Origin of the sequence: Armatimonas sp., from assembly GCF_043760365.1 — a bacterium.
In the GTDB taxonomy this organism is placed as follows: domain Bacteria; phylum Armatimonadota; class Armatimonadia; order Armatimonadales; family Armatimonadaceae; genus Armatimonas.
On sequence record NZ_JAYUPA010000804.1, the window covers coordinates 18,296 to 28,468 of the forward strand.

Annotated in this window: 8 protein-coding genes and 1 tRNA gene; 4 read left to right on the forward strand and 5 right to left on the reverse strand. The window is 58.4% G+C overall.

All coding sequences use genetic code 11. The features are described from left to right. Positions 1–9: 9 nt before the first annotated feature. On the reverse strand, positions 10–747 hold the full coding sequence (locus tag ACH2EH_RS19560; RefSeq protein ID WP_395144306.1) for a PEP-CTERM sorting domain-containing protein: 738 nt from the start codon (positions 745–747) through the stop codon (positions 10–12). 188 nt (positions 748–935) lie between these two features. Here ACH2EH_RS19560 and polA point away from each other — a divergent pair, with 188 nt between their 5' ends. Further along, a complete protein-coding gene (polA, locus tag ACH2EH_RS19565) occupies positions 936–3,767 on the forward strand; it encodes a DNA polymerase I (RefSeq protein ID WP_395144307.1) in 2,832 nt (943 codons plus the stop codon). Positions 3,768–3,822: 55 nt separating this feature from the next. Here the strand turns inward: polA and ACH2EH_RS19570 are convergent. From ACH2EH_RS19570 to ACH2EH_RS19580, 3 genes are all read right to left on the reverse strand, one after another. After that, positions 3,823–3,895 (reverse strand) — tRNA-Glu (locus ACH2EH_RS19570). A 36-nt stretch (positions 3,896–3,931) separates the two neighbouring features. Further along, positions 3,932–4,975, reverse strand: a complete 1,044-nt coding sequence (locus ACH2EH_RS19575; protein WP_395144309.1) for a hypothetical protein — start codon at positions 4,973–4,975, stop codon at positions 3,932–3,934. Between the two features lie 22 nt (positions 4,976–4,997). Continuing rightward, positions 4,998–5,936: a prolyl oligopeptidase family serine peptidase gene (locus ACH2EH_RS19580; protein ID WP_395144311.1), complete on the reverse strand. Its 939-nt coding sequence runs from the start codon at positions 5,934–5,936 to the stop codon at positions 4,998–5,000. Between the two features lie 228 nt (positions 5,937–6,164). Between ACH2EH_RS19580 and ACH2EH_RS19585 the strand changes: the two genes are divergently transcribed. Both ACH2EH_RS19585 and ACH2EH_RS19590 read left to right on the forward strand, forming a co-directional pair. Continuing rightward, positions 6,165–6,449, forward strand: a complete 285-nt coding sequence (locus ACH2EH_RS19585; RefSeq protein ID WP_395144312.1) for a hypothetical protein — start codon at positions 6,165–6,167, stop codon at positions 6,447–6,449. Between the two features lie 23 nt (positions 6,450–6,472). Beyond that, on the forward strand, positions 6,473–8,326 hold the full coding sequence (locus ACH2EH_RS19590) for an ABC transporter ATP-binding protein (protein ID WP_395144314.1): 1,854 nt from the start codon (positions 6,473–6,475) through the stop codon (positions 8,324–8,326). Between the two features lie 9 nt (positions 8,327–8,335). On the opposite strand, the gene ACH2EH_RS19595 is transcribed toward ACH2EH_RS19590, so the two are convergent. After that, the gene (locus tag ACH2EH_RS19595; protein ID WP_395144316.1) at positions 8,336–8,974 is read right to left on the reverse strand and encodes an intradiol ring-cleavage dioxygenase; all 639 of its coding nucleotides are present in this window, start codon (positions 8,972–8,974) and stop codon (positions 8,336–8,338) included. Positions 8,975–9,008: 34 nt separating this feature from the next. On the opposite strand from ACH2EH_RS19595, the gene ACH2EH_RS19600 reads away from it, so the two are divergent. Next, positions 9,009–10,097, forward strand: a complete 1,089-nt coding sequence (locus tag ACH2EH_RS19600; RefSeq protein WP_395144318.1) for a sialidase family protein — start codon at positions 9,009–9,011, stop codon at positions 10,095–10,097. Positions 10,098–10,173: the final 76 nt, after the last annotated feature.

Here is a 10,173-nt window from a genome sequence, read left to right on the forward strand (position 1 = left end):
CCCGCTAACCTACTTTCGCCGACGCGCGACGATGCCGCCGACCATGCCCAGCGCAAACAGTGCCAGTGTGCCGGGTTCCGGGGCGGAGGAACCAGTGAACAGTAGCTGGTAGGCGAGGTCAACCGTTGTGGCGGTGCCACCAAGATCCCAAGTCGTTGGAGCGATCTCATTGGGGTCTACGCGGAAACCATTCCCTGTTATCGCCGCACCTGTCTGCATCCAATATATGGGAGTATTATCGTAACCAAGTGCACCTGAGCCTTCCTTAAGGCGTAGCCAGTAGGTTCCAGTCCCTAGGGTCTGTGTCGGTATGGAAAATTCGAGCTGGGCGATCTCATAGCTGGGATTACCATTGAGGACATTTCCTGTATTCGTGACGGTGATGCTCCCCCCCGTGACGAAGCCCTGAGTCAAAGGTGAGGCGCTCGGAATCGCGTTCGGACTGGGGGAACCCGCGCTACCCGAGTACAAGTACCAATGCAGAGAGCCACCAAAGTCTCCCATTAACCCGGCGGATAAATCCATCGCATAAAAACGGATGGCATTGAAAGTAAGTGAGGACGCAACCTGGAAATCGTCAGCGATAGCGAAATCCGAGATATTTCTCGCATCAACTCCCGTCGGTGAGCCGTTATCGTAGACTACAGTCTGCGCTTGTGCTACCTTAGGAAACGCGGTCAGTACACAGATACCCGCTGTGGCGACGAGGCTACCCGTCGCCATTCTGCCAATAAACGAGAGAGACATAGCTCTATCCTTTCATAAGGACGAGCTTTCTCTGCTCCTTTATGACGTTTTTGATGACGCTCCGCTGCAAACCAACCGAGCGTTGCCTGGCACAGTACACAAGTATTCAGAAAAGCACAAGGGGTAGCGGGATTTAGTTTCGCTCGGCGATACCGTGTTCCTGGAGCGTGGCAGGTAAAATAGCCCAAATGGCTAAAACACTCGTTCTCCTCGACGGCAACTCGCTGCTTTTCCGGGGCTTTTTTGCGGTGCGCTCGCTCACCAACTCCAAGGGCCTGCCCACGAACGCGCTCTTTGGCTTCACGCAGATGCTGCTGGGCGTGACGGAGAAGCATCACCCTGATCTGATGTTCTGCGCCTGGGACACGCACGAGCCCACTTTTCGGCACGAGATGTTCACGGAGTACAAAGGGACGCGTCAGGACACGCCCGATGACTTGATCCAGCAGGGGCCGTATGCCCGCCGCCTCGCCGATGTCTTTCGGGCGATCTCACTGGAAGCGCCGGGCTATGAGGCAGACGACATTATCGGGACGCTCGCCACGCAGGGCAAAGCGGCGGGCTACGACGTGCTCATTGTGAGTGGCGACTCCGACATGCTGCAGCTCGTCCAGCCGGGAGTGACGGTGCTCACGACCATTAAAGGCATCACCGATACGGTGCTCTACGACGAGGCCGCTGTGGAGGCGCGCTACAGCCTAAAGCCGATCCAGCTCACGGACTACCGTGCGCTCAAAGGCGACTCCAGCGATAATATTCCCGGAGTGCCGGGCATTGGCGAGAAAACGGCCACGACACTGTTGCAGGCCTTCCCAACGGTAGAGGAGCTGGAGGCGCGACTCTCGGAAGTGACGCCCACTCGCATTCAAGAGAAGATCCGCGAGAACTTAGACAAGATGCGCCTCTCCAAAGAGCTGGCGGTAATCCGCAAAGACATTCCCTTGCCCGAGGCCGCTGCGCTCCCCACTCCCGAAACCTGCCCGGACTACTCCCCAGACTACGCGGCGATCAAGATCTTCTTCGATGAGCTGGAGTTCCGCACTCTCGCGCGGCGGGTAGAGGCACTCAATACAAGCTCTTCGACCAGCCCCCCCCGCCCCCGCCCGGCGGGGGAGCCGGAAGCGGAGGTGGTTGCGGAGACAAAGGCGGTTCTGCTCACGGTCACGGAAGTTGAGACGGAGGCGGATATAGTCGAGCTTCTCGCCGCCGCGCAGGAGGCGTGGAGAGTTGCGATTCGATTGCACACTGATGAAGCATCCGCGATGGATACGCGGCTCTTTGGGGTTGCCATCGCCACGGGAGGCGAGCGCGTGTTTTACGTGCCTATCGGCTCCCCCGCCCCCGCAAGTGGGGGAGCCGAGCTAGGAGGGCTTTTTGATACCCCATCCTCTGATCTCCCCCGCCTGGCGGGGGTTGGGGGGCTGGTGTTAGGGGCGGAGGGGGCCAAAGCATGTCATGCTCTCCTCACGAACCACCGCATCGCTAAGATGACCTACGATGGTCGCACCGATATCACAATCTTGCAGCGCCATGGCTTTATGCTGAGTGCCCTTGCCTTTGATGCGGAACTCGCCGCCTATCTGCTCTTTGCGGGGCAGCGGGCGACCTATCCTTTGCGGGACATCGCGCAGAACCTGGCGGGGCGCGAGTTGCCACCAGCGCTAGAGAAGAAAGAGCGTGCGACACTCGACTCTCTGACCGTGTTTGAGCGCGATAAACAACTGGCGATTGCCTCAGCGGAGGCGATCTTTGCCCTGCACGAGACGCTGGAGCCGCGCCTGGAGAGTGACAAATTAGCGGCGCTGTTACGCGATCTGGAGCTGCCGCTGGTGCCGATACTGGCTGAGATGGAGCGCACGGGGCTACTCTTGGACAAGCCCCTCTTAGAGAAGATTGCGGCGGAGATGGGCGAGCAGATCACCGCGCTGGAAAAGAGCATTCATGAGCTGGCTGACGGCACGTTTACAGTGAACTCGCCCAAGCAACTGGCGGAGGTGCTGTTCGAAAAGCTCAAGTTGCCGTCGGGGAAGAAGACAAAAACGGGCTACTCGACCGATGCGGATGTGCTGGAGCCACTTGCGCTGGAGCATGAGATTGTCGCACAGGTGTTGCAGTATAGAGAGCTGGCAAAACTCAAGAGCACCTACGCCGACGCGCTGCCTGCACTGGTGCGCTCGGATGGGCGGGTGCACACGTCGCTGAACCAGACCGTGGCAGCGACCGGGCGGCTGTCGTCATCGAACCCCAATCTGCAGAACATTCCGATTCGCACGGCCATTGGTCGGGAGATTCGCAAGGCGTTTGTCGCGCCGCCCGGTCGGGTTCTGCTCTCGGCGGACTACTCACAAATCGAGCTGCGTATCTTTGCCCACGTGGCTAACGACACAGACATGCGGGCGGCGTTCTCGTCGGGCGAGGACATCCATAAGTACACCGCGAGTAAAGTTTATGGCGTCGCGCCCGGCGATGTCACTTCGGATATGCGGCGTGCGGCTAAGACGGTGAACTTCGCGGTGCTCTATGGCATCTCGGACTTCGCTCTGGCGCGGCAACTGAAGATTCCACAGGGCGAGGCGAAAGCCTTGAAAGAGTCGTACTTTGCGCGCTTCCCGGGCGTGAAGGTGTACTTAGACTCCACGATTGAGTTCGCGCAGAAGAACGGCTATGTCCAGACACTCTTTGGCCGTCGCCGCTGGATTCCCGACATCAACAACCGGGTATTTAACTTCCGCCAAGCGGCGGAGCGGGCAGCGGCGAACATGCCGATTCAGGGACTGAGTGCGGACATCATGAAAAAAGCGATGCTCTCCGTCTCAGCGATGCTGAAGAGCACGCACCTCCCGGCTCTGCTACTGCTTCAGGTCCACGATGAGCTGCTCTTTGAGGTAGACAAAGACGCGGCAGGCGAGCTCGGGTCACAAGTGAAGGCGTGCATGGAAAATGCCTACGCGCTGTCGGTGAACCTGGATGTGGAAGTAAAAACGGGACTGTCATGGGGCGATACAACGGTGGTCGGGTGAACCTAAAAACAAAGCTTGCCAGAGCAGTGCACTCCAGCAAGCTTTGTTTTTTAGATAGCCCGTAGGGGGATCGAACCCCTGGTCTCCTCCGTGAAAGGGAGGCGTCCTAACCGCTAGACCAACGGGCCAAAGCGTGAAGAGTATACCGTGCTCCCGTCACTACGTCAAGCTTTGCGACGGCGACAGAAGGGAAGAATGCCTAGCAGGCAGAGCGCCACAGTCGTAGGCTCGGGAGCGGCCACTGCCACCTCTTCAGACTGAGAATAGAGCCAGTTTCGATTGTTAATATCCCCAAACACGGAGTTAGAGACACTAAAGTGATTCTCACCAGGAATAAGCTGCGCGGTTCCGATCGCACCGGCGCTGCCCAGAGCCGTCTGCATCTTGAGTAAGGCACTCTGTTGATCCGGGAGATCGTTGCCCCCCGCGAAGGCACGCAGAGGCTGTGACAAAAGGCCGGGTACGAGGTGGCTCCCCAAGGCACCAGGATCCCCGACGCCGGAGACAGGGATCGCGGCGGCGTACTTGTGAGGCTGGCGGGTAACGGCATCCCAGACACCATCGCCTCCCGATGACCAGCCGACCAGATACTGCCGATTAGGATCTACCAGAGGAATACTAAACGGAGTGCTGTCTACCAGATTCGTAAAAGTTGGTGAGGTCAGCAGAGTATCCGTGAGGCTGAAGGCACCGCGCAGACTCGCGGAGATTGGGAAGTTACGGTAGTCGTACTCATCACTGGTGCCATAGTTATTGAGCCAGTACTCACCCAGACCATCGTAGCCGTAGTTAATAGGTGCAGTGCTTCCCCAGCGTGCCTGGTTCTCCAGATACTCCGCATCGCTCGGGAGAAAATCCTTGATCCCACGAGGCGCGACATAGATCGCGGGGCGGTCAATGAGCTGGAGAGAGTCGGCAAAGGCCCAGCTATCAATGCCCGGATTACCATCTATATCAATCCCGTTACCGCGCTCGCCAGATCCATGCAGGTACATCACCACGGGCAGCGGCACCAGAGGGTTGTAAGTTCCCGGCGCAGGGATATAGGCCTTAGTAGGAATCGTCCTCGTCACCGATGCCCCACCCGCAGTCGTATAGCTGTAGGTGTAGTTGAAGACTTTCAAACTACTCTCCGCGGGCTGGGCGAGAGCGGGCACACTCACCAGTCCAACCCAGGCGAAAACGAGGAAAGAACGCGAATTATTCACAAAGACGGGGTATTAGCAATAGTTATGCCACTGGCCTCCGCCGGAAGCAAAACCTCCCTCCCAGCAAGCCCATCGCCAGCAGGCCCAACGTCGCCGGCTCCGGCACTTGGGAGGTTCTGGTTCGCTCAACAGGCACGGCTACCGTGTTACTCTGGGCAAAGAGCCAGTCCATAAAGCCCGGCTCCTGATAGACCCGGCCTTCTTCGGCAACAATATAATGCCCCCCATCGGCGTACTCCGTGTAACGAGGATTGCCCTCTGCTGCCTGGATCGCCGAGACCATTATCCGGGATCCACTAACATCCATCGAGGTGTCCTCGGCCCCATGAAAAACCCAGAGAGGCGTGCTAGCCAGACTCGCCCCCTGGGTGGGGTCTCCCACGCCAGCAACGGGAGCCCCCGCCGCAAAAAGACCGGGGTTGCGCATCAGGAGATCCCATGTGGCATCGCCCCCCATAGACCATCCTGTGACATAGAGCCGATTGGCATCCAGGGAAAACTCACTCTGCAATGCAGGTAGTAAGTTTGTCACGGCTTGCAAGCTGGCCGAGACGGGGTAGTCCGCGATACTGTAGGAGTTCCATGTCCAGCCCGGATGGAGTGTCTCCTCTCCCGAGGATTCCCCCAGAACCGTCTCGAAGTTATTGACCCAGAACTCCCCACGTGGATCGCCGCCGGCCACCTCCCAGGGGCACTGGGGCACCAGAAAAAAGCTCGGGTGGGCCGCCTGCACGTCAGGCGAGAAAAAGGTCTGCGCAAACGGCTCCGCCTCCAGCGGCAGACGATTATCATCTCCCCGCTCCCCGGAGCCGTGGAGATAGAGCACCAAGGGATACTTCTGGTTGGGGTCGTAGTTTTCCGGGACATAGAGACGGTAGGGTAAGTTGACCCCGGAGGCATCTTGAAATGTTCGTGCCTGTAGTGTATCAAGAAGATCCTGGGCATGAGTCGAGGTACTCAAGAGAATACAGATTCCCAGGAGAATACTTTTTTGCAGGCGACGAAAAGAACACAATCTCATTAAAGGCAACCTCTTCCTAAGTAGTACAACCAGAAAACGTTAAGATCTCAACGTCATCTAGCTACCCCGCAGGCAAGAGTCGTGCCAAAGAGTATAGTTCTTCAGGCATGATCCCAGCGTTTCAGAGTATCGTAGATGCGCATACTGTGAAGGGTTATGGATCGGGACATGTTGTTGGTTCGCCGAGGGCTTCAGATGAGGAACCATCCGTCCCGCAACACGACAAAATCCATAGCCCCTCGGTTTGCTCGGCATTTCTATCTGGGTAGCCCCCGTGTACCGCGTCGCGCCGCCGCGCCTGTGCTCTTTGCGCTTCTCTCCGTCGCGTGCTTTGAGGGCGTCGGGCTCCCCGCTCTTATCGTTCTTACCTTTATGGGCCTAGGGCTCGTCGCCTACAACCGCCGCAACCCTCCACAAGCCAGCCCTTCGGAGCGCTTGAAGCAACACTACTAACCCAAAACGGGTAGGATAGCCGCATGGGTGTTGGAGGCGGGTGGCGGGGGCCTGATCAGAGCTTGGGGGGCTTGCCTCGGACGTTCGGGTTGCAGAACCGCAACACGGGCAGCGAGGGGCCAAAAGGGCCATTGGATCGGGCGCTCCTAAAACGCGTGCTGACGTGCCTTGCGCCGTATAAAACACTCTGGCTGGGGATTTTTGGCTGCCTCGGAGTGAGTGCGGCGCTCGGAGTGGTGCCACCGCTTTTGGTGCGCGGGATTCTCGACGACGCGATTCCCAGGCACCAGCTTCCGCTCCTCTTCTGGCTGGTTGGAGGGATCCTCGGAGTCAATATTCTGATGGGCCTGCTTGGGGTTTTGCAGAGCTTTCTGAGCGCCCAAGTCGGCGAGGGACTACTCTACGATCTTCGCAATCGCTTATTTTTGCGCCTCCAGCAGATGTCACTGAGCTACTACACGAATACCCGGGCAGGGGAGATTGTGGCACGGGTGAGCAGTGATGTCGGGGCAGTACAGGGCGTGGCAACGGGCACCGTGATTAGCATTGCCAATAACTTGCTGACTGTGATTGCGACCATTATCGTGATCTTTGGGATGAACCCGAAGCTGGCCTTTGTGGCGTTGATCGTCGTGCCGGGCCTCTACCTGCCCACCAAGCTGGTGGGGAAGCTACGGCGCAGGCTCGCCACTGAGGCGCAGGAGACGCAGGCGGATTTGCTGGCTTTTGTGCAGGAGCGCCTGCATGTGGGCGGGATGCTTCTCACCCAGCTCTACGGCCAGGCCAAGCCCGATGCGAGCGCCTTTGAGAAACTCACGCAGCGCGTGAAGTCTCTCAATCTACGACAAACTCTGGCGGGGCGCTGGCTGTTCATGAGCCTGAGCATTTTCTCCGTGGCGGGCCCCGCTCTGATCTATCTCTTTGGTGGAATGGAGGCGCTGAGCGGTCGGCTGACCCTAGGAAGCATCATAGCAATCGTGGCGTATCTAGCGAACCTCTACCGCCCGCTGGCAAACCTAGCAAATGTTTATGTGGATGTGCAAGGCGCCCTGGCGATCTTTGAGCGCATCTTCTCACTACTCGACCAAGCCCCAGAGATCGCCGATGCGCCAAGAGCCAAAACGCTCACACAGACACGCGGCGAGGTGCGCTTTGAGGATGTCGGGTTCTCTTATCCCAGTGCCGCGACGCCCGCGCTCTCGAATCTCTCGTTCACGATTGCCCCCGGCGAGCGCGTGGCACTGGTGGGGCCAAGTGGCGCGGGAAAGACGACCATCACCTACTTGCTACCGCGCTTCTTTGACCCCACCGAGGGCAAGATCACGCTCGACGGCTTAGATCTACGAGAAATCTCTCTTGAAAGTTTGCGAGCACGGCTCGGGATGGTGACCCAGGAGACATTTTTGTTCCATGCCACCGTCCGGCAGAACCTACTCTACGCTCGCCCCGATGCCACCGACGAGCAGCTGATCGCCGCCGCCAAGTCCGCCCACATCCACGAGTTTCTCTCCACTCTCCCCGACGGGTACGACACCATCGTGGGTGAGCGCGCGTTTCGGCTCTCCGGTGGTGAGCGTCAGCGACTCTCTATTGCGCGCGCTTTGCTTAAAAACCCACAGCTCTTGATCCTAGACGAAGCCACGAGCAGCCTGGATGCGACGTCGGAAGCGCTGATCCAGGAGGCGCTGGAGACCCTGCTGCAGAACCGAACTGCGCTGATTATCGCGCATCGGCTCTCCACGATCCGAACGTGCGATAAGATCGTCGTTTTAGAGCAAGGCCGCGTGGTGGAAGTGGGGCCACACGAAGCGCTTCTCGCTCAGAACGGGCTCTACGCGGAGCTGTATCACAAGCAGTTTCGCACAAGCGCCGATTGAAATTGGCGCTTACGCGTCGGGAGTGATGCCCAGCACGATATCAAAGCCCGCCGTGAGCTCCCCGATCTTGGAGCCCTTCAGCGGCTTAAACTCAGCTAAAAGCAGCTTACGCTGCGCCTCCACAATTCCCTTTAGCACACCATCTTTCTCGTTCTGCGCCTCCCCCGCAATGTAGCACTGAGTGACAAACTTCTCTTTGCCCTTGAGCTTCACGGCCACATGAATGTGCGGTGTGCGCCCTGGGTACGGAACCGGCTTGATCGTGCGGAACAGATACTCACCCGTGGATCCTGTGATGAAGCGCCCGAAGCCCTGGAAGTTCTTGTCCTGCTTGTCTTTCTTTGGCCCACTGTCGGCAGTGTGCAGGTAGACCCCGTTGTTGTCGCACTGCCAGATCTCGACCGTGGCATTGCGAATGGGGTTGCCGCGGCTATCTAAAATTCGCCCGGACAGGTAGGTGACAGCCCCTACGGCAGACGTGAGTGTGTCGTTGACCTGCAAGAGATCGTTGTCCGTATCAAGCGGGAGCTTGTCGGGGTAGAACGGCCCCTCGGTCTGCTTAGGGGTACGGGAGAGTTCCTGGGCAAACGCCCCAGGCGTCGTGAGTAGCAAGCTACCCAGTGTCAGAAAACTTCGTCGTTGCATCATAGGGAAAGCGTACCACAATAGGGAATTTAGAGCCATGCAAGTTTCACGGGGGTACTCTATCCCACTCATTGACCTCTCGACACAAAAAGAGCGCCAGTTCTTAGTGGATCGCGAACCGGGGCAGTATCTGGGGCACCCGACCACGGTACTGCTCGACGATAAAAAGACGATCCTCTGTGTCTATCCCAAAGGGCATGGCAAGGGCCCAATTGTCTACAAGAAGAGCTTTGACGGCGGCAAGACCTGGGGTGAGCGTCTGCCGACCCCCCAAAACTGGGTGACGAGCCAGGAGTGCCCGACGCTGTTTCGCACAAAAGATAAAAATGGTAAGAAACGCATCTTGCTGCTCTGTGGGCTCTACCCCGTGCGTCAAGCGATCTCCGAGGACGAGGGCGCAACCTGGAGTGCGCTAGCCCCGATTGGCGAGTACGGCGGCATTGTCCCGATGGGCGCGATGGTGCGGCTTGCCCATGGCGACTACCTGGCGCTCTTTCACGACGATGGCCGCTTCTTTGCAAACTCCGGGAAGGCGACGGGGAAATTTCATGTCTACTCCGTACGCTCTGCCGATGGGGGCGTGACTTGGAGCAACCCAACCGTGATTGCACACCTGCCCGAGGCGCACCTCTGCGAGCCAGGGATACTGCGCTCGCCCGATGGGAAACAGCTCGCAGTCTTGCTACGTGAGAACTCCCGCAAGCACAACTCCCATGTGATCTTCTCGGATAATGAAGGTGTCACGTGGAGCAAGCCCCGTGAGCTCCCCGGCGCACTCACCGGCGACCGACACACAGGAGTCTATGCGCCTGATGGACGGCTCTTTATCTCCTTTAGAGATATGTGCCACGAATCTCCAACCAAAGGCGACTGGGTTGCCTGGGTAGGTACCTACGACGATATTCTGACGGGCAGTGAGGGGCAATACCGCGTGCGGCTCATGGACAATACGAACGGCTCTGATTGTGCCTACCCCGGCGTGCTCTGCTTGCGGGATGGAACGATTGTGACGACGACCTACGGGCACTGGACTCAAGATCAGCCGCCTTACATTGTCACGATGCGCCTGAAGTTATCAGAGCTTATGCATTTACCAAGACTGTCGCCCCACTCGCATCCAAGTTAAGCGGCATCCACTGAGCGAGTACCCCGGCACTGCGAATGGCACCGGCCATTGCCTCGCCGATGCGCTCCTCGTGGGC

What these genes read in the sequence shown, in the direction of transcription:
- ACH2EH_RS19560 (WP_395144306.1), bottom strand. Translation starts at nt 747, where the DNA reads ATGTCTCTCTCGTTTATTGGCAGAATGGCGACGGGTAGCCTCGTCGCC.
- polA (WP_395144307.1), top strand. Translation starts at nt 936, where the DNA reads ATGGCTAAAACACTCGTTCTCCTCGACGGCAACTCGCTGCTTTTCCGG.
- ACH2EH_RS19585 (WP_395144312.1), top strand. Translation starts at nt 6,165, where the DNA reads ATGTTGTTGGTTCGCCGAGGGCTTCAGATGAGGAACCATCCGTCCCGC.
- ACH2EH_RS19590 (WP_395144314.1), top strand. Translation starts at nt 6,473, where the DNA reads ATGGGTGTTGGAGGCGGGTGGCGGGGGCCTGATCAGAGCTTGGGGGGC.
- ACH2EH_RS19595 (WP_395144316.1), bottom strand. Translation starts at nt 8,974, where the DNA reads ATGATGCAACGACGAAGTTTTCTGACACTGGGTAGCTTGCTACTCACG.
- ACH2EH_RS19600 (WP_395144318.1), top strand. Translation starts at nt 9,009, where the DNA reads ATGCAAGTTTCACGGGGGTACTCTATCCCACTCATTGACCTCTCGACA.